This window comes from Paenibacillus catalpae (assembly GCF_900112695.1).
Classification (GTDB): domain Bacteria; phylum Bacillota; class Bacilli; order Paenibacillales; family Paenibacillaceae; genus Pristimantibacillus; species Pristimantibacillus catalpae.
The window spans coordinates 1179771-1203519 of record NZ_FOMT01000002.1 but is presented as its reverse complement, the minus strand read 5'-3'; the positions used below and the strand labels follow the sequence as shown (position 1 = coordinate 1203519).

Here is a 23749-nt window from a genome sequence, read left to right as displayed (position 1 = left end):
CTTATGCACGAATGCTTGTGGCATTTTAGCATAAGCTTCAAGCTTTGCGAGAATACTTTTGTTCATCATAACCCAGTGATCAGGAATGGAGCAAGGATGGAACAAGCTCTCCTTTTATTTTTGACGTTTACAATCATTAAAATGATTTTTACAATCAATTTTGTTGTTAAAATGAATAATATAATTTAAAATAGAATCAAATGTGAATGAGGGGGCAGCTTCCATGAACGTACAAATTTTTGATAACCAGTTAGAACTGGACGCTTACGCGGCCAATCTTTTTATCGATAGGATTAAAGCGAAACCAAACGCTGTATTAGGACTTGCAACAGGATCGACACCTATAGGCATTTATGCCAAAATGGTAGAGAAATACCGTAAAGGCGAAGTATCCTTCGCGGAAGTAACAACGTTTAATCTCGATGAATATGTCGGGCTCAAGCCTTATAATGATCAAAGTTATGCTTACTATATGAACAAGCATTTATTCGCTCATATTGATATTCCTGATACGCAGACCTTCCTCCCGAACGGGATGGCTGAAGATCTGGAAGCTGAATGCGCACGTTACGACCATATGCTGCTGGAGCGCCAGATTGATGTGCAGCTTCTTGGTCTTGGCCATAACGGCCATATCGGCTTTAATGAGCCCGATCATGCTTTGTCGGGCGGAACCCATATGGTCAAGCTGAAGGAAGAAACCCGCGAAGCCAATGCGAGATTTTTCGATAGCATGGACGAAGTACCTGAATATGCCATTACGATGGGCGTAGGCTCGATATTAAAAGCAAATTCGATCGTCCTTGCGGTACGTGGCGCGGATAAAGCAGATATCGTTAAACAAGCGTTGACGGGACCCATTACAACGGAGGTACCGGCATCCCTGTTGCAGACGCATCCGCGTGTAACCGTGCTTCTTGACCGCGAGGCAGGAAGGATGTTGGGGTAATGGAACAACATGGCGGCAGATCGCTGCTTATCCAGAATGTAAGAATCGTTCTGGAAGAACGGATAACAGAAGGCAGTGTGTTGATTAAGGACGGCATTATTGCTCAAGTTCTGGAAGGCAAGGAAGAACAGTCAACCGATGCGGATAAAGTCTTGAACGGACAAGGAGCATGGCTGCTTCCGGGCTTTATCGACGTCCATGTGCACGGCGGATTTGGCGGAGACTTTATGGATGCCAGCCGTGAAAGCTACGATACGATAACGAAGTTCCACGCTTCCCAAGGCACAACAGGGATGCTCGCAACGACAGTAACCGCTTCTCAGGAAGCGATCGAGGCCGTATTCCAGGCAACCAGCTCTTATATGAAGCAGGAGATGCCTTACACAGAGCTTCTCGGCATCCATCTCGAAGGACCATTTATCAGCTTGAAATGGATTGGAGCCCAGAACCCAGCTTATCTGTCGCCTCCGCGGATTGAGTGGCTCGAGGATTGGACTGAGCGCTACCCGGGCATCCTGAAGCTGCTCACTTTAGCCCCTGAGAACGAAGGAGCTATCGACACGATCAAATGGCTGTCTGACCAAAACGTTGTAGTCGCATGCGGCCATACCGATGCCACATTCGAAGTGATGACTCAAGCAGCCGATGCCGGACTATCTCATGCCGTGCACACCTATAACGCTATGCGCCCGCTTCATCATCGCGAGCCCGGTACGGTAGGCGCTGTTCTGACCGATAACCGGATCTATGCCGAGCTTATTGCTGACGGTCATCATGTTCATCCCGGTGCTATCAGACTGCTCGCCTCCTCCAAACCGGCAGACAGGCTTATTCTAATTACGGATGCGATCTCGGCGGCAGGCAGACCGGATGGCCTCTACGATCTTGGCGGACTGCCCGTTATCGTAGAAGGCGGCGTAGCGAGGCTTCAGGAAGGCAATCTGGCCGGCAGCAGCTTAACGATGATTAATGCATTCCGGTATATGGTCCAGCATTCCGGACTTAGCGTAACCGACATCAGCCGGTATGCAAGCGGCAATCCGGCCAGACAGCTTGGCATCTCCGAGCACACAGGTTCGATTGCAGCAGGCAAACGAGCAGACCTTGTGCTGGCCGAACCTGATTTCGGCAAGGTAAATGCTACTTGGGTAAACGGCAGACAGGTTTATACGGCGGATGCTGAGTGAACGCAAAAAAGCGGTTGAAAGGGAGAGGCTCTCCCCTTCAACCGCTCTTTTTTATTCCGGCTTGTCTGCCACATGTACCACGATATGATGCTGCTCGGCTTCGTCCGCCAGATCCCCGGTTAGAGGCAGATCGGTAATGAAGGCCTGGAGCTCGGATAATGCCGCTATCGAGAACAGCGAGGTTTTGCCCACCTTCGTCTGGTCGAAGACTGCGAACGTTGTATGCGAGCGCTTGATAAGTGCTTTCGCAATTTGGGCTTCCTGCTCGGAATAAGTCGTTATGCCCCCCGCAGCTGAGACTCCGTCAACCCCGATGAACATCTTGCCGATATTCAGATGCGCGACCATCCCTTCGCCAAGCGGACCACACAGCTCAAAGCTGTTATGCCGCATAATGCCGCCTGTAACCACTACCTGAACACTGCTGCCCGCAAGCTCCATCGCGATATTGACGGCATTGGTAACAACGGTAATCCCGCTTCTCAGCTTAAGCAGCTTGGCAAGCAAATAGTTCGTTGTTCCGCCCGACAAACCAATGACATCGCCTTCTTCAATAAGCGATGCCGCTTTGGCAGCGATACGCTCCTTCTCCAAATAGGACAGCCCTTCCCGTTCCGCAAACGCTGTGTCCCGGACCGTATTCATGCCGTCATACATCGCGCCGCCGATAGTCCGGATGATCGGAAAAGCAGCTTCCATTTGCTCCAAATCACGCCTTGCCGTTGCCTCCGAGCAATCAAAGCGTTCCACCAGCTCTTGAATCGTAATGCGTCCTTGCTGCTTCAGCAGCTGCAGGATTGCTTCGCGGCGGCGCTGCCCCTTGGATCCAGATACGTTCGAATCAATCATTATTATCGCTCCACCCACGCTTTAGCGGACATTCGCTGTTCGACTGCCGTCCACTCCGGAAGCGCCTCCCAGTCACCGCGCATTTGTACGACCAGCGAACCATTGATGCTTGCAAGCCCAACTGCTTCAACCGGTGTCATGCCTTTCATCAGTCCGGCCAGGAAGCCCGCACAGAAGCCGTCCCCTGCGCCAACGGTATCCACCACTTTTTCTGCCGGATAGAATGGAACGCTGACTTCCTCTTCTTTGTCCAGCACAATTGTTGTATCGTCAAAGCCTTTTATGACCGTCACAGCTTTGAGCTGCAGCAGCTTGGCCTTTACTTCTTCATAATCATCCGTCTGGTACAGAAGCTTCAGCTCGTCCCAGCCTGGCATAAAGTAGTCCGCTGCTTCCGCAAGAGGAAGGAGTACCTCCCGTGCTTCTTCAATCGACCATAGCTTAAGCCGCAGATTTGGATCAAAGCAGATCTTAACGCCTGCTTCCTTGGCGACCTGGACCGCGCGGAGCACCGTTTGCTTCGCGTTCTCGCTCAGAGCCGTCGTAATACCCGTTACATGAAGCAGCTTGGCCCCGCGGATATATTCCTCATCCAGCTCTTCAGGAGTCATCTTGCTTGCCGCGGAATGCTTGCGGTAATAATGGACGGCGAGACGACCCGCCACCTGCTCACGGAACATCATCCCCGTAGGAGCTTCGTCGCTATGCCGGACGCGTGATACATCAACGCCTTCTCCTCGAAGCGTTTTCACAATCATGCGGCCGAACGGATCATTACCAAGTGATCCGAACCACCCTACCGAGCATCCCAGTCTTGCCAGCCCGATTGCCACATTACTTTCTGCACCGCCAAAGCCCTGCTCCAGTGTTGTCGCGCGCTCCAGAGCTTTGTGCTCCTGCGGCATAAACAATGCCATCGTTTCTCCAAAGGTTACTACGTCTGGTGAATGCACGTTCTTCTCCCCCTAAAAAGAATTAACACGCAGTGGTAATTCTTGCTTCGTAAGCGCTAACTTAAGAATTAATACGCAGTGGTCATTCTTGCTTCGTAAGCGCTAACTTAAGAATTAACACGCAGTGGTCATTCTTGCTTCGTAAGCTTTAGCTTAAGAATTAACACGCAGTGGTAATTCTTAAGCTAAGCTTTACCTAAATGGCGAATGCAAAAAATTAGTATGATTATTATTCGTACATCGGGAAGGCCATGAAATAAATGACAACCACATAAAGAATCAATACGATCAGGCTGAATGTACGAGCTTTGGCAATATGGCCCGTTGCGCTTTGTCCGTCCTGAATCGACGATACGATACGCTTCAGCGGCTTCGACATAATGCCTGAGATCGCTGCAATAGCCAGGAACAGAAGCGTGATGATAATCATCCAGGCTACGGAATAGTCAGCCTGCGACATCATGTAGCCGCCTGTAAGCAGCTGAATGACAAGCGCATATTGCACGATGCGGTTCGCCGACACAAGACCGTCAGCAAGTCCACCTTGTCCAAGGCCGGCAAGCTTCGTTGCTTTACCGATCATGATTGGCAGAACGATATAAAAGCCCATCCCGACTGCCCCTAACAAGTGTAAAAAGAAAAATACATCATTCATTAAAAAAACCTCCTGCATATGCGTAATCTACCAATAAGTATACTAAATGCCTGTCTGAAACACAAAGAACAACCTTTAGGTTTCCGGCATTTCACAAGCATTTTCGGCAATGTTCAAGATTTCGTCTTAAAGCCGTGCTTGGCGATTACGCCATGGATCGCGAAATAGTCCACTTCCTCTGGCAAAGCATCCTTGATTGGCCTCAGCTTGTCCGCTCCAAGCTCCTGAATAACCTGCACAATCTGGTCTTCATACTGCTCCGGAATTACTCTGCCCCAGTCAAGCTCATGCCCCTCTTCCGCGCAGCGGATCAGATGGCCTTCAATTGTAACCCGGCTTAATCCGCGTTCATCCGCGATGTCGGATGTCGTCATCCCGGTGTTAAAGCGCTCCAGCGTCATTACATGACTTGGCGTATCCTCCGAAGATGCAGAAGGACGTGCGGCCGGCCTTCTGGGCACAGAACTGATGCCGGCTGTCCCCGTATTCCCCTCGCTTCCGGCGTGTGCCTGAATAATGGCGAGGACCTCTGCCCCGTATTTATCAGCTTTAGCCGCACCAATTCCCTTGGTTTGCAGCAGCTGCTCCTCGGTTACCGGCCGGACATCAGCCAGTTCCTTCAGCGTAGCATCAAAGAACAGCATAAACGGAGGAACATTTTCTCTTGCTGCGGCTTCTTTACGCCATTGCTTGAGCGCATCGAATAGTGGTGAAGAGGCTGCTCCGCTATCTCCTGAAGCACTTCTGCGAACACTGGTGCGAAGCCGCTGCTTCACCGTTTCTTTGCCCTCCAGCACTGGCAGGGCGCTCGTTGTAAGCGATACGGTCGGGTACTGTCCTTCGCTCATCCGCAGATAACCTTCTGCCACAAGCCAATAGAGCCAATCGGCGATCTCTTTCTCCGGCCAATTGTTAAACAGACCATAGGTCGTCAGACGATCCAGCCCAAACTCTAGCAGGCGTTTATCTCTGGAGCCTTTCAGAACCTTAGCTGCCATCGTGACGCCAAAACGTCCTTTCATCCGTCCCACGCAGGAGAGTGCCTTCTGTGCTTCCGCCGTCCGGTCAACCAGCTCGCTTTTATCGAGACAGTTGCTGCATTTACCGCAAGGCTCTACTCCCTTTTCGCCGAAATAATCAACGATATATTGCTGGAGACAGCGCTGGGTACGACTGTAATTCATCATGTTATGAAGCTTGGACAGCTGAACCGACTTTCGGTATTCGTCTCCCATGCCTTGCTCAATCAGGAAACGCTGCACCTGCACATCCTGCGGTTCAAACAGAAGCACGCATTCACTTTCCTCACCATCCCGGCCGGCACGGCCAGCTTCCTGATAGTAAGATTCGATATCGCCCGGCATCTGCCAATGGATGACATACCGGACATTGGGCTTATCGATCCCCATTCCAAATGCGTTAGTGGCTACCATGACACGGATTTCGTCAAACCGGAACCGCTCTTGCGTATCCGCTCGTTCCGTATCGGACAGCCCCCCATGATATTTACCCGCCGAGATCCCTTTTCGAATCAACAGCTCCTGAACCTGCTCCGCTTCTTTTCTCGTCGCCGTGTAGATGATGCCGGATTGATCCTCCCGCTCACGCAGGAACTGCTGCAGGAAGTTTTTCTTGTCTCCTCCGCTTACAACTGACAGGGACAGATTAGGTCTTGCAAAGCCGGTAACGAATACATTAGGCTCACGAAGACCAAGCATAACCGTAATGTCCGCCGCTACCTCCTGGGTTGCTGTCGCTGTAAATGCGGCTACAAGCGGACGGTTCGGCATCTTGCCGATCCAGCCCGCCAGCTGCCGGTAACTGGGACGGAAATCATGACCCCATTGCGAGACGCAGTGGGCCTCGTCAATGGCTATCATCGGGATATGCAACTGTTCCGACAGGGACGTAAACATCGGCGCATCCAATCGTTCAGGAGCCACATACAGCATTTTATACTCGCCTCTCAGCGCATTCCGAAGGGTAACCCGATATTCCTCCGCACCAAGGGAGCTGTTCAGAAAGGCTGCGGGAACGCCAAGCCGGTTCAGCGTATCAACCTGATCCTTCATCAGAGAGATTAATGGAGAAATAACAATCGAGGTTCCCGGCAACAGCAGGGAAGGAATTTGAAAGCAGATCGACTTCCCTCCGCCCGTCGGCAAAATCGCAAGCGTATCGCGTCCTTCCAATATTCCCTCGATTATATCTTCTTGCCCGGGACGAAATGTATCATACCCGTATACCCTTTTCAGCTCGTTTCGTGCTTGCTGCAGCACGTTTATTCCCCCTTCCTAAAATCAAAACGAGGACCCTGGCAGCTAAGTGTCAGGGTCCTCCCAAACGAAACTTTTATGAGTTGTTGGCCTGTTGGTCAGCCCGTTACTACTTTAATTACATTTTGAACGGATTCGGCTGATTTGTCCAGAGCCGCTTTTTCTTCCGCGGTCAGTTCCAGCTCAATCACCTTCTCAATGCCGTCGCCCCCGATAATTGTAGGAACGCCCATGAACAAATGGTTATACCCGTATTCGCCTTCAAGCAGAGCAATGACTGGCAGAATCCGTTTCTTGTCCTTCAGAATCGCTTCTGTCATTTGAACGAGTGATGCTGCCGGCGCATAGTAGGCCGAGCCATTGCCGAGCAGATTAACGATCTCGCCGCCGCCAACGCGGGAACGCTGCACGATCGCTTCAATACGTTCTGCCGGAATTAGCTTCTCGATCGGAATACCGCCAACATTCGAGTAACGAACGAGCGGTACCATATCATCGCCATGTCCGCCAAGCACAAAGCCGCGTACGTCCTCTACCGACACATTCAGCTCCTGTGCGATAAAGGTGCAATAACGGGCGGTATCCAGAACGCCGGATTGGCCGATGACGCGGTTTTTAGGAAAGCCCAGCGTCTGATATGCCACGTAAGTCATGGCGTCCACAGGGTTGGAGAGAATGATCACATAAGCGTTTGGACTGGTCGCTTTCACGTTCTCGCATACCGATTTTACAATTCCGGCATTGGTGTTAACCAGATCATCCCGGCTCATCCCCGGCTTACGGGCAATACCGGCAGTGATAATAACGACGTCAGAGTCTTTCGTGTCCTCATAATTGGAAGTACCCGTAATGTTGACGTCCAGACCTTGAACAGGAGTCGATTCCAGCATATCAAGCGCTTTGCCTTTTGTCGGGTTTTCCAGCTGGGGAATGTCGACAAGAACAATGTCACCCAGTTCCTTTTGTGCTGCCATCAGAGCCGTAGTCGCGCCAGTGAAGCCCGCACCTACAACTGTAATTTTTCTGCGTTTAATAGGCATTGAGATTACCTCCTGAAAAGAATAACCACACAAATGGCCTGGTTCAGGCTATTCGGTGATTCTTGCTTCGTAAGCATTAGCTGAAACGTTTAGTTCTTTTGACCAAGTTCGTTCTTGGTCATAAAGTAAACGTGCTTCGTAAGCATTCCTTGTTTAACATCTGCATTATTGCCGTTATTGCCGTAAGTCATCCTTATTATCGAGGGTTTTTGAAGATGACCGCTTATGGAAAAAAAGAGGGGGCACAATGCCCCCACTTTTTTATAACTACATGTTTTTAATTACTTCATTAGCAAACTCCGAACATTTCACTTCAGTAGCGCCGTCCATCAGACGTGCGAAGTCATAAGTAACGGTTTTGTTGTTGATCGAAGCTTCCATACCTTTATAGATCAGGTCAGCCGCTTCTTGCCAGCCCAGATGCTCAAGCATCATAACGCCGGAGAGGATTACGGAACCTGGGTTAACAACGTCTTTGTCTGCATATTTAGGAGCAGTACCATGAGTTGCTTCGAAGATTGCATGTCCAGTCAGGTAATTGATGTTCGCGCCTGGAGCGATACCGATACCGCCAACTTGTGCAGCCAGAGCGTCGGACAGGTAGTCGCCGTTCAGGTTCAAAGTTGCGATTACGTCGAAGTCAGTAGGACGAGTCAGAACTTGTTGAAGAGCGATGTCGGCAATCGCGTCTTTTACGATGATTTTGCCAGCTGCTTCAGCTTCTGCTTGTGCTTTGTTAGCAGCGTCTGTGCCTTCTGCTTCTTTAATGCGGTCGTATTGACCCCAAGTGAAGGTTTTGTTAGCGAACTCTTGCTCAGCCACTTCGTAGCCCCAGTTCTTGAACGCGCCTTCTGTATATTTCATGATGTTGCCTTTATGAACGAGTGTAACAGTTTTCTTGCCATGTTTGATCGCATATTCGATTGCAGCGCGAGCAAGACGTTGGGAGCCTTCTTTGGATACTGGCTTAATGCCGATACCGGAAGTTTCAGGGAAACGGATTTTGTTAACGCCCATTTCGTTTTGCAAGAACGCGATTACTTTCTTCACTTCTTCAGAACCTTCTTGGTACTCGATACCAGCATAGATGTCTTCTGTATTCTCACGGAAGATAACCATGTCAACCAGTTCAGGACGTTTTACCGGGGAAGGTACGCCAGCGAAATAACGAACTGGACGAAGGCAAGTGTACAGGTCAAGCTCTTGGCGAAGCGCAACGTTCAGGGAACGGATACCGCCGCCGATTGGCGTAGTCAAAGGACCTTTAATAGCAACGATGTATTCACGGATTGCAGTCAGCGTGTCAGCTGGCAGCCACTCGCCGAATTCGTTGAATGCTTTTTCGCCGGCAAATACTTCGTACCAAGCGATTTTTTTGCTGCCGCCGTATGCTTTCTCTACAGCTGCGTCAAGAACGCGTTTGGATGCGCGCCAGATGTCGCGGCCAGTGCCGTCGCCTTCGATGAAAGGAATAATCGGGTTGTTAGGTACTTGCAGCAAACCGTTATCAATTGTAATTTGCTCGCCTTCTGTTGGAAGGGCGTATTTCTCGAATTGTGCCATTAGTATAAATCCTCCTTAAGGGTATGTAAGCATGCGCCTAATTAGCGCTGCTCGATTGGGATATATTTCGCGTTAACCGGGCCGACATAATCAGCACGAGGGCGAATCAAACGGTTGTCTTGGTATTGCTCAAGAATATGCGCGCTCCATCCCGATACGCGGCTGATCGCGAAGATCGGCGTGAAGAGATCGCGTGGAATGCCCAATGTAGTGTATACCGATGCCGAGTAGAAATCAACATTTGGTTTCAAACCTTTTTGGCCGGTAACCAAATCTTCGATCTTAATAGACATCTCGTAAAGTTCCATATTGCCGGTCAATTTGCCCAGCTCACGGGACATTTGCTGCAGGTGCTTCGCGCGAGGGTCGCCGTCTTTGTATACGCGGTGACCAAAGCCCATGATTTTTTGTTTGTTCGCAAGTGCGTTGTTGATGTAGCCTTCAACGTTAGCTAACGAACCGATTTCCTCCAGCATCACCATAACCGCTTCGTTCGCGCCGCCATGCAGAGGGCCTTTCAAAGCGCCGATTGCGGATGTTACGCCGGAATAGATGTCGGACAGTGTAGCAACCGTTACGCGGGCTGCGAATGTAGAAGCGTTAAGCTCGTGGTCTGCATGCAGAACAAGGGCTTGATCCAGTGCTTTAACAGCAACTTCAGCCGGCTCTTCGCCAGTCAGCATATAGAGGAAGTTATAAGCGATCGATACGCCTTGTTTCGGGGCAACTGGCTCTTTACCGTCACGGATGCGAGCGAAAGCAGCAACAACAGTCGGCAGTTGAGCCTGCAGCTTGATTGCTTTCAGCTGGTTCGCCTCAGGAGACATATCGTTTGCGGATTCGTCGTACAGGGCCAGACTCGAGATCGCTGTGCGAAGCGCTGCCATCGAGTTGGTTCCTTTTGGATACAATTTAATTTGTTCAATCACTTGATTGGGGATAGCCGCATATTGATCCAGTTTCTGCTGCAGGCCGTCAAGCTCAGAACGATTAGGCAGCTTGCCGTACCAGAGCAGGTAGGCAACTTCTTCAAATGTCGCATTTTCTGCAAGATCATCAATATTGATACCGCGATATGTCAAGACTCCATCAATAATGGAGCTGATTGATGAAGAAGCGGCCACAATTCCTTCAAGACCTTTAGTTGCTGTCATCGTTGTCTCTCCTCTAACTTGAAAATTTTTCGCCAAAAATAGTAAACAAATCTTTCTCGTCGCTATTAATCATAAATGATTTTACCAGCGAAGTGAACAAAACCGGACATAGAAATGCTTTATCAGCGCTATAAAGTTTTTTTTCATTCCCTTTCTCCCACATTTTTCGCACAAATTGCTCCAGCTGCATTTTTCCCTAATATGTGCAAAAATACTCGCTTTTCGCAATCATATTTCAATGTGATAGAATAGAAGAAATAACTTGCACGGAGGAACAACGATGACGGAACAACGAATCGGCATTATCGACATCGGCTCCAACTCTGTCCGCCTCGTCGTGTATGAGCGGACTGCGAACGGCGCGCACAGGGTCATTGACGGCGGCAAGCGTCCAGCCCGCCTGGCTGAACGTGTTGATGACAATGGTTTTCTGGCTGAAGAAGCGATAACCGAGCTTCTTGGTACGCTTAACCACTTCAACATGATCTGCGCTCATAACCGGACCGGCCATATCCGGGCGGTAGCAACGGCTGCCATTCGCAACGCGGCTAATCAATCGGCTATTCTTGACACCATTAAATCTGAAACCGGTCTTGCCATTGAATTACTAAGCGGCGAAGACGAAGCCTCTTACGGCTTCCTTGGCATGATTAATGCGATGGATGTGCAGGATGGCTTTCTTGTTGATATCGGAGGCGGAAGTACGGAAGTATCCCTATTCCGAGGCCGCCAGCTCGTCCATTCCGTATCCTTCCCGTTTGGCTGCGTCAGCTTGAACCAAAAGTATGCGGTGAAAGGGATGCTTAGCGATGAAGGCCTGAAGAGTATTGAAGCATTAGTTACCGAGGCGGTCAAAAGCCAGCCTTGGCTGACCAAATCACCATCTCTGCCGCTTATCGGAGTAGGCGGGACGGCCCGCGCTATGGGTAAAATCCATCAAGCCGTCACCAAATACCCATTCACCCAAACCCATAATTATCCTATGACAGGGACCGATGCTGACGTCTTATTCCAGGAATTGTTTCAAACCCCGTTCGACAAGCGGCGCAAATTTCCGGGGCTGTCCAAGGACCGCGTCGATGTTATCGTGCCTGGCATAGCCGTGCTGCGCACGTTATTCCGTCTGCTTAAGACCTCTCATTACCGCATTTGCGGTTCCGGTCTGCGCGACGGTCTGTTCCACGCAACCCGTTTCCCGGGCCGTTCGATGCATCAGGATGTGCTTGCATTCAGCCTCCGGAACGTTAGCGCCTTGCACCCTGCCGCTCCCAAGCAGCATGTGATGCAGGTTAACCGGCTGGCACTCCAGCTATATGATGAGCTGAGACCCTTCCATCTGCTTCCGAACCGTGCCAAGGTGCTGCTGGATGCGGCCTCGACCTTATTCCGGATTGGCGCTTCGATTGATTATTATGAATACGCGAAGCATACGTTCTACCTGATCGTAAACTCTCATTTGAACGGGCTTGCTCACCGAGAAACTCTAATGATCGCGGCTATCGCTTCCTACAAAAGCAAAAACCGGACCCGCCAGCAGCTCCTCGAGTATAAGGAACTGCTAGGCGAATCCGATTTTGATACCATTCATAAGCTTGGTATTCTGCTTCAGCTCGCGGCAGCGCTAGACCGCAGCGAGACGCAGGCTATCGGCAGGCTTGAAGCCGTTCAATCCGGCAGCCAGCTGCTGCTGTATCCGGTTCGTTCCGATGGTACATTAGCCGTCGAAGCCCGTGAAGTGGAAGAGCTGAGCTCCGATTTCAAGAAGCTTTGGGGACTTATCCCTGAGCTGGTACAACCCGACTACACGTAATTTTTCCATTGCGGAATTGATCTTGCTTCAAATTGACTGCGGAACGGCATCATATCGTTTTCTACATGAACGTAGGTGCCGTTTGCCCGCAGCTCCCTCGCCTTCACGTTATCATCCAGGTTCAGCTGCAGCATATTGATTAATGTTTTGCGGAGGCTCACATCAAATACCGGACTCATGAGTTCGATCCGCCGCGTCAGATTCCTCGTCATCCAATCCGCGCTCGACAGGTAAACCTCTTCTTCCCCGCCATTATAGAAGTACATCACTCTTGCATGCTCCAGGAACCGGTCAACGATACTGATCACACGAATATTCTCGCTGCGCCCCGCAACCCCTGGCCGTAAGCAGCAAACGCCTCGGACTATTAATTCGATCCTGACCCCTGCTTGAGATGCTTCATACAGCTTATCAATCATTTCCTGATTGGACAAAGAGTTCATCTTCGCGATTATACGCGCTCCCTTGCCTTGCACGGCATTAGCGATCTCACGTTCGATTAACCGGAACAGCTTCTCCTTCAGATCGGTAGGAGCCACGCCAAAGGCTTTCCATTCATACGGCGAAGAATAACCCGTCACTTCATTAAATAAAGCCGAGGCATCGCTGCCGATTATCGGATGAGATGTAAACAGACCGATATCCGTATATAAAGTCGCAGTGCTGTCATTATAATTCCCCGTACCGACATGAACATAGCGGCGGAGTGTACCCTGCTCTCTGCGGACAACCAACAAAATCTTGGCATGTGTCTTGAGGCCAACAAGCCCGTATACAACATGACAACCCGACTTCTCCAGCTGGCGAGCCCAGGCAATATTCCGTTCTTCATCAAATCTGGCTTTCAGCTCAACGACGACGGTTACCTGCTTGCCGGACTCCGCTGCCTTCGACAGGGATTGAACGAGCACAGACTGCCCGCTCACACGATATAAGGTCATCTTAATAGCCAGAACATCCGGATCATCTGCCGCCTGCTCGATAAAATCAGTCACCGCGTCAAACGACTCATAGGGATGATACATGAGCACATCACGCTGACGAATCACTTCGAACATGTCATCGGTCTCGTCAAATTCATACGGATAGACAGGCTCAAGCCGGCTATACCTGAGATTATCATGACCTGGCAGCGAATGTACAAACTTCATCAAAAAGCTGAGATCAAGCGGACCATCAATTTCAATGAGATTATCCTCGATTTCGAGCTCTTCCTTCAGAATCTCAAGAGCCATCGGATGCATGCCCCGGGCCACCTCAAGCCGGACAGGAATGCCCCAGCGTCTTCTGCGCAGCTCCTTCTCAATCTCCTCCAGAAGGTCCTCTGCGCCGTCTTCATTTAATGTAAGATCGGCGTTTCGCGTAAGGCGGAACGGATGTACCGCGTATGGCGTGTATCCGTTAAACAAGGTTGTAATATGATTCTCGATAAGATCCTCAAGCAGGACAAACTCCATCTTCTTGCTGTTTGTTCGGCCAGGTATCGGTACAAACCTAGGCAGTATCGACGGAACTTGAACAATGGCAAACAACGGCTCATCTTCCTTGTCCATTTTATCCTGCTGGAGAAGCACAGCCAAATACAGCTCCTTGGTATGAACCAGCGGAAAAGGACGGCTTTGGTCAACGGCCATCGGTGTAAGTACAGGAAACACAATTTCCTGAAAATATTGGGATACCGCATTGGATTGACTTGCGTTTAACTCCTCGACGGTAGTGATGATAATGCCTTCCCGCCCGAGACTGCGGAATACTTCCCGATAGGTTTTGTATTGATCATAGACCATCTGGGTCGTCCGTTTAATGAGTCTCTTCCATAGTCCCGCAGGCGTATAGCCTGTAAAATCCATCTTCGTATAGCCTGCACGGATCTGATCCTGTATGCCGGCTACCCTTACACTCATAAATTCATCCAGATTGCTTGACACAATGGACAAAAATTTGGCGCGTTCAAGCAGAGGATTATCCAAATCCTGAGCTTCCTGGAGCACTCTGCGATTAAATTCAATCCAGCTCAAATCCCGGTTCACATAGTGGGACAATTGTCTTGTCATTCCTCACGCCTCCCAATCATGCCCCTATTATGACAGATGACTATTATTGGAATATTAACGATTTGTAAAGAGTAGGTTAAGGGCTCCGGTTATTTCGGCCGATTGCTCCTTGTGGTTTGTTTCTTGATCAACCTTTGATGGTTGAAACAAACAACACACAATAGTCGCACTCGACCGAAACAACCTTCGCTACCAAAGAACCGCTATGCCAGGGATTGCAGCAGGGCATACAATTCCGGCAGTGCTTTATCCAGTCTTGCCGGCCGCCACTTCTCATTCACCCAGACGTGCTTCGTGCCGCCTGCAACCAGTCTTTCGCCAGGCAGCTCCTCGCTGTTCTCAATGATAGCCTGATGAAATTGATCCAGACCCACTCTGCGGATTTCGGACTCGAAGGAAAGACGTACCGGGGAAAAATCAGAAATGCGCGTACATATTAACACCGTATCATCATATCGTGCCGGAAGCTCATAACGGCATTGCAGGTCCACTACGGGAAGCAGCAAGCCTTGCTGTTCGACTGTTTTGTAATCATAACCCGATGAACGGATCAGCTCTGTACGGCCAATCTCAAACCATGTTATGTAATTGCCATGAAAGACTACCCCCATTTGATCCGTTTCCTGATAACGAACGCGCAGAGGATGCAGGAACCACTTCTGTGACGGCATCATGAAGCTACCCCCTATATTATTACGAACTTATGTAATAAAAAATTAATCCTATTTCAAGCGAATCGGCTTTCGCCACCATTGGCGGCAAGTCGTTAAAACTATATATATTTGAAACAAAAGCGACGGTGAATAGCTCACCCTCGCTTCTGCTGTTCTCTACTTGCTAGAGAAATATGAAATTTGGTATTACAGGACTTTAGCTTGTCCGGAGTATACAACACCTGTTTCGCCGTAGACCGTTACTTCCGTACCGTCCATGAGCAATTCAGTTGCATTCGAAATACCCAGAATAACCGGAATACCCAAGTTAATGCCGCATACGGCTGCATGGCTTGTAATACCGCCTTGTTCCGTAATAACAGCTGCCGCTTTCTCGAAAGCAGGCATATATTCTTTGTCAGTCGATACCGTTACGAGGATCGAACCTTTAGTAACGCGTGCGTTTGCTTCTTCAGGCGTACGAGCTACAACGATGCGGCCAGTCGTTGTTTGGCTGCCGATACCTTGGCCTTGTGCCAGAAGCTCGCCAACATGGTGGATCTTGATCAAGTTTGTTGTACCTGCTCGGCCAACCGGAACACCCGCTGTAATAACGATAGTATCGCCAAGGCTGATCAGGCCAGTGCCTCTAGCACCTGCAACCGCGTTCTCGAACATAGCGTCCGTCGTTTCGGCGATTTCGCCAAGAACCGGTTTAACGCCCCAGATCAGAGCCAGACGGCGCATTACTTTCTCATCGTTTGTTACCGCGATGATTGGTGCTTTAGGACGGTATTTAGCTACCATGCGAGCTGTGAAGCCGCTTTGTGTCGATGTCACGATAGCTGCTGCATTCAGATCCAGTGCGGATACTGCAACCGCTTGGCTGATTGCTTCTGTTACGGAAGTTTGTTGAGCGTTAGCTTGTTTCGTGAAGATTTCACGGTATTCCAAAGCTGCTTCTGCACGCTCAGCGATGCGGGACATTGTTGTTACCGCTTCAACCGGGTATTTACCAGCAGCCGTTTCGCCGGAGAGCATGATTGCATCCGTACCGTCGAAGATCGCGTTTGCTACGTCACTTGCTTCTGCGCGGGTTGGACGCGGGTTGCGCTGCATCGAATCCAGCATTTGCGTAGCTGTAATAACCGGTTTACCTACACGGTTACATTTTTCGATCATTGTTTTTTGTACCAGCGGTACTTCTTCGGCCGGAATCTCAACGCCAAGGTCGCCGCGGGCAACCATCAGGCCGTCGGATACTTCCAGAATCTCATCGAGGTTGTCAACGCCTTGTTGGTTCTCGATTTTGGAGATGATTTGGATATGGCTTGCATTGTGGCGCTCAAGCAGTTCGCGGATTTCAAGCACGTCGCTTGCTTTACGAACGAACGAAGCGGCAATGAAGTCGATGCCCATCTCGATACCGAAGATGATATCGTTAGCGTCTTTTTCCGTAATACCAGGAAGGGAAATGGCAACGCCAGGAACGTTAACGCCCTTCTTGCTCTTGATTTGACCGCTGTTTACGATACGGCAAATGATCTCAGTTCCTTGTACTTCTTCAACGGTCAGACCAATCAGGCCGTCATCGATCAGAATGGTCGAACCGATGGAAACGTCCTTCGGCAGATCAGTGTAAGTAATAGGCACGCGGTTAATGTCGCCCAGAATTTCTTCTGTTGTCAACGTTACTCGTTCGCCTTGTACCAGTTCGATTGGCTCTTCTTTCAGCTTGCCAAGACGAATCTCCGGGCCTTTCGTGTCAAGCAGAATCGCTACGTTTGAACCCAGCTCTTTGTTTGCAATACCGATATTTTTAATACGGTTGCCATGCTCTTCAAAGTCGCCGTGGGAGAAGTTCAGACGGGCAACGTTCATACCCGCTTTAATCAATTTCTTTGTGTTTTCCAACGATTCGCTGGAAGGTCCGATCGTACATACAATTTTCGCTTTACGCATGTTTAATTATCCTCCGTTTAGTGCCTGCTATAGTCATTATTGTCAATAATCATTTTCTTGAGCCGCAGCTTGTACTACAATTGTAAAATTTTTATACCTTTGCCGATTCCGTCATTTCAGGAGCATCCGATTCTTGCGAAGCTTGCGGAGTCTCCTGCGATGCAGCTTCAGCCATACGGAATTGGCCAATCTTACGGAATTTATGGTAACGGTCTTCAATGAGTTGCTCAGGCGTCATCGGCAGAAGTTCCACCAAATGCTTCCACAATTTCTCCTTCAGCCGTTCCGCGGTAAACGCCAAATCTCGATGAGCGCCGCCTTGCGGCTCCTCTACGATATCCTCGATAACCTCGAATTCGAGCAAATCTTTCGCCGTAATTTTCATGGCTTCAGCCGCAATATCCGCTTTCGTTGCATCCTTCCATAAAATGGAGGCTGCGCCGTTAGGCGAAATCGCGGAATAAATCGCATTCTCAAGCATAAGAACCCGGTTGCCGACGCCAAGAGCAAGAGCTCCGCCGCTGCCGCCTTCACCAATTACGATGCAGACGATCGGCACGCCAAATCCGGCCATCTCTCTTAAGTTACGGGCAATCGCTTCCGATTGGCCACGCTCCTCGGCCGTGTTGCCAGGATAAGCGCCCTTTGTATCAATAAAGGTAATAATCGGGCGGTTAAATTTGTTTGCCTGCTGCATAAGACGCAGCGCTTTCCGGAATCCTTCCGGGTGAGGACTGCCAAAGAAACGGGCAATATTATCCTTCGTATCCTTGCCTCGCTGATGACCAATAACCGTGACCGGCAGCCCATTCAATTTGGCCAGACCGCCGACAATCGCCAGATCATCAGCAAACAAACGGTCGCCATGCAGCTCCATGAAATCCGTGAAGACCGCCTGAATGAAATCAAGCGAGGTCGGACGCTGATGAAGACGCGCAATATGCATCTTCTGCGCCGGAGTCATTTCGTTGTACAACTCTTCCTCCATTGCCTTGCACTTTTCTTCTAGTCGTGCAATCTCTTCGGAAAAGTCCATGCCGTTGTTCTCAGCCAGCGTCTTCAGCGTTGCAATCTTCTCGCGCAAATCACTGATCGGCTTCTCGAATGGAAGCATCTGTTCAGCCGCCATGGGATAATCCCTCCCTTACGGTATGCATATCAAGCAGCTTGCCAATCGTTACCTTCATATCCTTGCGGTGAACGACCAGGTCAAGCTGTCCATGCTGCATGTTGAACTCTGCTGTCTGGAAGTTGTCCGGCAGCTTCTGGCGAATCGTCTGCTCGATTACAATGCGGCCCGCAAATCCGACAAGCGCGCCGGGCTCGGCCAAATTGTAGTCGCCAAGACTCGCAAAGCTGGCGGAAACCCCGCCCATCGTTGGATCTGTAAACACCGAAATGAACAAGCCTCCAGCCCCTTGAAACATGGAAAGAGCGGCGCTTGTCTTCGCCATTTGCATTAGGCTAAGTATACTTTCCTGCATGCGGGCACCGCCCGATGTCGAGAAAATAAGCAGCGGCAGCTTCTTCTCATGTGCCGCTTCAATTGCTCGTGTTATTTTCTCACCAACGACAGACCCCATGCTTCCGCTGAAAAAGTCAAAGCTCATAACCGCAACAACAACCGGATGGCCGTTAATGGTGCCTTCACCGGTTACGACGGCTTCGCGAAGACTAGGGTTCTTCTGCCGTTGCTGCTCCAGCTTCCCTTTGTACCCAGGGAATTCCATTGGATCGACAGATTCCATTTCAGCATCGTATTCAAACAAACGCCCGTCATCAAGCGTCATTCCAATCCGTTCCCAAGCGCTCAGACGGTAATGATGCCCGCATGACGAGCATACCTTCAAGTTCTTATCCAATTCTTTGCTGTACTGAATGGTGCCGCATTTGGAGCACTTATTCATTAGACCTTCCGGTATGTCGCGTTTAGGCCGCTCAGAAGGGATGGTCGCATACTTCTTCTTTGAAAATAAGTCCTTAATTTGCAATGTGTGACACCTCTCAAGGCGCAATAGTATAAGGTTATTACGGCTGCATAATGGAGTTAAATACTTCCTGTACTTCCTCCAATTCACCCGACGGAACCAAAATCTCATATTGCTGTTTAGACAGATTAACTGGACGGACTTTTACGAGAAAGCCTTCTTCCGTAAGCCGCTTCTTGATGTTGTCCGCGATTCTAGCGGTTGGAGCGATGTAAATGACCGTCCACATTATGGTACCTCCTGAAAACTCTGCCCGGGGCAAAGTTCGCATCTTCAAACAAGTCAATCCCGTTTAAGGCCATATGATGTCATAATGATACCACAGTCATGGCGAATCGGGCAAATGGTATCGGATGGCTTTTGGGTCCTGGTGCGCGATTCTTGCTGAAGCTGCCGCCGCCAATCCTGCAACAAGGTCATCGAGAAATACGTGAATTTTCTCGCCTTTCAGATTGAGCTGACGAATGATGCCGGGCTTTACTTTATCCAAATATCCGAAACTCGTCAAGCCAATCATGCCATAAACATTCGTAATTCCTAGCGCTAAAGTCTCATCTACACCGTACAAAGACTCATCGGTTTCCATGATCGCCTGCAGCGGTTCCGGCAGCAGCCGGCGCTCCGCCAACTCGTCAAGAGCGATTCCGGTATACAGCACATACTGCACCTCGCGCTTCTCCAGCACAGCCCTTACGCTCACTTCGCACTCTTCAATGGTCAAATCCGCATTGTAGGGACGTTGCAGCGTATATACAATCTCTGCAATATCATCAACACTTACTCCACGCTTTTGCAACCAATTTTCGATTCCGGACGTCATGTCCATCCCTCCCGCATATGCTTGTACGTCTTCATGCAACGTAAGCCGGGGAAATATAGCGGCTGCTGTACCGCTTAATCCCACTTGTAACACTAAATGTATGCGGGAGGTGATAGAGTTGTGCATAAATTATCTGACAATTACCGCTCCTTGCCCAAGAAGCTGCTCAATTGCACTAAATAACTGAGGAGAAGGCTTCGTCCGATAGGCATCGCTTAGAGCAAGTGAGCGCTGTTCCCGTTCGTAGAACAGCACGGTGTCCAACTGCCCGTGATGGGAGGCAAGCAGCGTCTTCAGCTGCTCCAGAACGTCAGACTGCTCGCGCGTTGCCGCAATCTTGATATAGATCCGCTGACGCTTCTTTTCCACCGGTACGCTTGTACGCTCGGATGACTCTGCCGGCCTTGCAGCCGGCTGCGTCTTTCTGGCTGAAGCTGGCTGGGAGGCTGGTTGCTGGGCAGGCGTCCGGACCGCGGCACCTTGCGGCGGTGAAGTCTGAGCCTGATAACTGCCCACCGCACTTCTCGCAGCGCGGGCGCTTGCCTGCTTCCGCATGCGTTTGACATGCTCGGCGAGCTGCTCGGTTGAAGCGCCGCCTTCCTGAATCGGCACAACATCCTCGACAATCAGCTTGAAGTCTTCGTCCTGCTGCTGGACGGTTGCCTGGACAAGCGCCAAACCGCCTTTTACAAGCCGGTCCCCGCATCTCTTCCAGACTGCCGGGAATACAACCGCTTCTGCCCGTATAACCCGGTCTTCTACTTCAAGAAAGCCCATCGCATTTCCTTTTTTGTTCGTAAACGGCTTTAGTGAAACAATTCTGGTGCCAATAATGGCCGGTGCCCCGTCAGCCGCATCTCCAAGCTCCACAAGCCGGTCGAGTCCAAGAGTCTCGAGCTGTTCCTCAACAGCATCGAGAGGATGACCGGATAAATAGAGACCAAGCAGCTCCCGTTCCAGCTCAAGCTGCTCGCCAGTCGAATACGGTCTTATGTCCGGCAACTCGACATCCCAGTTCTGCACTTCGTCAAAGCCGAATAACTCAATCTGCAGCTCCTCGCGTTCCTTACGCCATTTGAGCGCAGCTTCTACCGTTTCTTCAAGGGCGGCAAGCTGCTGCGCCCGGTGTCCGGGCAGAGACTCCATTGCACCGGCCTGAATGAGCGATTCCAGCACACGCTTGTTTACGACCCGCAAATCAACCCGCCGGCATAGATCAAGCAGGCTGTCGAAAGGCCGCTCCCTGCGCTCTTTTTCCAACGCTTCAATGGCTTGTGTGCCTACATTTTTGACAGAAGCAAGACCGAATCGCACAGCCCCTTCCACCGGTGTAAATGTGACTCCGCTCTCGTTCACATCAGGCGGCAACACCCCAATGCCCATCCGTCTGCATTCGTCCACGTATTCTGCCGTCTTCCGCTGATTCCCCGTAACGGATGCGAGCATGGACGCCATAAACGGAATCGGATAATGGGCCTTGAGCCATGCCGTCTGGAAGGCAAGCACGCCGTAAGCTGCGGCATGGGCGCGAGGGAAGCCGTAATCGGCAAAACGTACAATCATATCGTATACCAAATTCGCTTCATCATTTGTATATCCTTCATTTACACTGCCTTTTACAAAATGCGCGCGCTGTTCATCCAGTACTTCCCGCTTTTTCTTCGAAACGGCACGCCGAAGCAAATCCGCTTCACCAAGCGAGAATCCGGCCATAGCGGAGGCAATCTGCATGATCTGCTCCTGGTAGACAATAATGCCGTACGTATCCGACAGTATCGGCTCGAGAGAAGGATGCGGATACTCAACGGGCGCAAGACCATGCTTGCCCTGAATGTACTTGGGAATAAACTCCATCGGACCTGGACGGTACAAGGCGAGCACCGAGACGATATCTTCGAATTCGGACGGTTTCATGTCCTTAAGCACCCGTCTTACACCGGATGACTCCAGCTGGAAAATCCCCATCGTCTCGCCGCGTCCCAGCATTGCGTAAGTGGCCGGATCATTATCCGGTACTTTGCGGAAATCAATCTCTTTGCCGTACTGTCCCTTCACCCACGCAAGAGAACGCTCGACAATCGATAATGTCCGAAGGCCGAGAAAATCCATCTTCAATAAGCCAACCGCTTCCAGATGCTCCATCGAATATTGAGTCAGCGCTGTACGTTCACTGCCCGCTTGGAGCGGTACATAATCGGTCAGCGGACCGCCTGAAATAACTACGCCAGCGGCATGGGTAGAGGCATGGCGGGGCATGCCTTCCACCTTCAGCGCCATCTTGATCATGGCATCGGTCTTGGGCTGCCGCTCGCAGGCTTCGCGCAGACCATCGCTTTGCCGCAGTGCATCCTCAAGCGTAATGCCAAGCTGATTCGGAATCAGCTTCGCCGCCCGGTCAACCTCGGCAAACGGCACATTCATCGCGCGTCCGACGTCGCGGACAGCCGCTTTGGCCGCCATCGTTCCAAATGTGATAATCTGCGCCACATGCTCCTCGCCGTATTTGGCAGAGACATAAGCGATAACCTCATCGCGGCGTTCGTCATTAAAGTCAATATCAATATCGGGCATCGTAATCCGTTCCGGATTCAGAAACCGCTCGAAGAGCAGCTTGTACTTCAGCGGATCCACATCCGTTATCCGGAGTACATAGGCAACCAGACTTCCCGCCGATGAACCCCGTCCCGGGCCGGTCCGTATGCCCTGCTCATGGGCAAAGCGGACAAAATCCCACACGATCAGGAAATAGTCGCTGAAGCCCATATTTTCAATAACGGACAACTCATAAGCAAGCCTTGCTTCGGCCCGCTCCCGATACTCAGGATCCTCCGCCCATTGCGGCAAACTTGAATAGCGGGAAGCTAGCCCGTTACGACATAGCTCCGACAAATAGACCGATGATGTCATGCCTTCAGGCACCGGCCGGAATACAGGCAGCGCCGCCCGCCCAAACGTAAGCTCAAGCGAGCATTTGTCGGCTATTTCCGCTGTATGGTGTATTGCTTCCGGTACATGGCGGAACAAAAGAGCCATCTCTTCTCCGCTTTTCATATATAGCTGATCCGTCTGCATCTTCATCCGGTCCGTATCGTCTATGGACTTGCCGGTTCCGATACAAATCAGAACATCCTGCACAGCCGCATCATCGGTGGTCAAATAATGAACATCGTTGGTAGCCGTAAGTTTAATGCCCGTTTCTCTGGCTAGTTCGATCATGGCGGCTGCTACTTTTTTCTGATCCAGCATCCCGTGATCTTGCAGCTCCAAATAGAAATCGTCTCCGAAAATCCGCTTATACCGCAGCGCTGCCGCTAACGCTTCCTCACGGCGATCATGAAGAAGATGCTGCGAGATTTCGCCGTGCAGACAAGAGCTCAGGCAGATAAGCCCCTCAGAATGAGCCTCCAGCACTTCAGGGTCGATGCGCGGCTTGTAATGAAAGCCTTCCAAATGGCCAATCGAGTTCAGCTTCATCAGATTGCGGTAGCCGGTTTCATTCTTGGCAAGAAGAATTAAATGATAGATCGGATTCTCCTTGCGGCTACCCTTCTCGAAACGGGATCCGGCCGTAAAATACATTTCGCAGCCGATAATCGGCTTAATGCCTTGCGCCAGGCATGCTCTATAAAAAGGAATTGCTCCGTACATGACTCCGTGATCGGTAAGGGCGAGCGCCTTCATCCCGAGCTCTGCGGCTCTTGCCACCAGGTCGCGTATCCGGGCGGCGCCGTCGAGCAAGCTGTATTCGCTATGTACGTGCAAATGCACAAACGAGGATTCTATGCTGTTCATTGGCTCCCTCTTTCCGTTCTTGTTCCTTCTATTTTATCATAATA

18 protein-coding genes are annotated in these 23749 nt (G+C 50.5%); 3 read left to right on the top strand and 15 right to left on the bottom strand.

Features of this window, described 5'->3' with window-relative positions; all coding sequences use genetic code 11:
• The first annotated feature begins 223 nt into the window (after nt 1-223).
• Nucleotides 224-949: a glucosamine-6-phosphate deaminase gene (nagB, locus tag BM200_RS13010; protein ID WP_091185881.1), complete on the top strand. Its 726-nt coding sequence runs from the start codon at nt 224-226 to the stop codon at nt 947-949.
• The gene (nagA, locus tag BM200_RS13005; protein WP_091185879.1) at nt 949-2136 is read left to right on the top strand and encodes an N-acetylglucosamine-6-phosphate deacetylase; all 1188 of its coding nucleotides are present in this window, start codon (nt 949-951) and stop codon (nt 2134-2136) included. The genes nagB and nagA overlap by 1 nt, the downstream gene beginning before the upstream one ends.
• Before the next feature lie 51 nt (nt 2137-2187).
• Here nagA and BM200_RS13000 read toward each other — a convergent pair whose 3' ends face one another.
• From BM200_RS13000 to citZ, 7 genes are all read right to left on the bottom strand, one after another.
• Nucleotides 2188-2985, bottom strand: coding sequence for a DeoR/GlpR family DNA-binding transcription regulator (locus tag BM200_RS13000; protein ID WP_091185876.1), 798 nt, complete (start codon nt 2983-2985; stop codon nt 2188-2190).
• A gap of 2 nt (nt 2986-2987) precedes the next feature.
• Entirely contained in the window at nt 2988-3938 is a 951-nt protein-coding gene (locus BM200_RS12995) for a sugar kinase (protein WP_091185873.1), read from the bottom strand.
• A gap of 229 nt (nt 3939-4167) precedes the next feature.
• Nucleotides 4168-4593, bottom strand: coding sequence for a hypothetical protein (locus BM200_RS12990; protein ID WP_091185870.1), 426 nt, complete (start codon nt 4591-4593; stop codon nt 4168-4170).
• A gap of 113 nt (nt 4594-4706) precedes the next feature.
• Entirely contained in the window at nt 4707-6872 is a 2166-nt protein-coding gene (gene recQ, locus BM200_RS12985; RefSeq protein WP_091185868.1) for a DNA helicase RecQ, read from the bottom strand.
• Between the two features lie 95 nt (nt 6873-6967).
• On the bottom strand, nt 6968-7909 hold the full coding sequence (gene mdh / locus BM200_RS12980; RefSeq protein ID WP_091185866.1) for a malate dehydrogenase: 942 nt from the start codon (nt 7907-7909) through the stop codon (nt 6968-6970).
• A 267-nt stretch (nt 7910-8176) separates the two neighbouring features.
• A complete protein-coding gene (gene icd / locus BM200_RS12975; protein WP_091185864.1) occupies nt 8177-9472 on the bottom strand; it encodes an NADP-dependent isocitrate dehydrogenase in 1296 nt (431 codons plus the stop codon).
• Between the two features lie 41 nt (nt 9473-9513).
• Nucleotides 9514-10626, bottom strand: coding sequence for a citrate synthase (citZ, locus tag BM200_RS12970; RefSeq protein WP_091185861.1), 1113 nt, complete (start codon nt 10624-10626; stop codon nt 9514-9516).
• Between the two features lie 280 nt (nt 10627-10906).
• On the opposite strand from citZ, the gene BM200_RS12965 reads away from it, so the two are divergent.
• Entirely contained in the window at nt 10907-12436 is a 1530-nt protein-coding gene (locus BM200_RS12965) for a Ppx/GppA phosphatase family protein (RefSeq protein ID WP_091185860.1), read from the top strand.
• Here BM200_RS12965 and BM200_RS12960 read toward each other — a convergent pair.
• The 8 genes from BM200_RS12960 to BM200_RS12925 form a co-directional block, all read right to left on the bottom strand.
• Nucleotides 12427-14490: an RNA degradosome polyphosphate kinase gene (locus tag BM200_RS12960; RefSeq protein ID WP_091185857.1), complete on the bottom strand. Its 2064-nt coding sequence runs from the start codon at nt 14488-14490 to the stop codon at nt 12427-12429. The two genes, BM200_RS12965 and BM200_RS12960, sit on opposite strands and share 10 nt — an antisense overlap.
• Before the next feature lie 203 nt (nt 14491-14693).
• Nucleotides 14694-15161 (bottom strand): acyl-CoA thioesterase, encoded by a 468-nt coding sequence (locus tag BM200_RS12955; protein WP_091186324.1) that lies wholly within the window; start codon nt 15159-15161, stop codon nt 14694-14696.
• A gap of 189 nt (nt 15162-15350) precedes the next feature.
• Nucleotides 15351-17105 (bottom strand): pyruvate kinase, encoded by a 1755-nt coding sequence (pyk, locus tag BM200_RS12950; protein ID WP_091185855.1) that lies wholly within the window; start codon nt 17103-17105, stop codon nt 15351-15353.
• Between the two features lie 91 nt (nt 17106-17196).
• Nucleotides 17197-18234, bottom strand: a complete 1038-nt coding sequence (locus tag BM200_RS12945) for an acetyl-CoA carboxylase carboxyltransferase subunit alpha (RefSeq protein ID WP_091185853.1) — start codon at nt 18232-18234, stop codon at nt 17197-17199.
• Nucleotides 18224-19096 (bottom strand): acetyl-CoA carboxylase, carboxyltransferase subunit beta, encoded by an 873-nt coding sequence (gene accD, locus BM200_RS12940; RefSeq protein ID WP_091185850.1) that lies wholly within the window; start codon nt 19094-19096, stop codon nt 18224-18226. The genes BM200_RS12945 and accD overlap by 11 nt, the downstream gene beginning before the upstream one ends.
• A 37-nt stretch (nt 19097-19133) precedes the next feature.
• A complete protein-coding gene (locus tag BM200_RS12935) occupies nt 19134-19322 on the bottom strand; it encodes a hypothetical protein (RefSeq protein WP_015846041.1) in 189 nt (62 codons plus the stop codon).
• Between the two features lie 96 nt (nt 19323-19418).
• Nucleotides 19419-19913, bottom strand: coding sequence for a phosphatidylglycerophosphatase A family protein (locus BM200_RS12930; RefSeq protein ID WP_091185847.1), 495 nt, complete (start codon nt 19911-19913; stop codon nt 19419-19421).
• 129 nt (nt 19914-20042) lie between these two features.
• Complete coding sequence (locus BM200_RS12925; RefSeq protein WP_091185844.1) at nt 20043-23705, bottom strand: DNA polymerase III subunit alpha; 3663 nt, start codon at nt 23703-23705, stop codon at nt 20043-20045.
• Nucleotides 23706-23749: the final 44 nt, after the last annotated feature.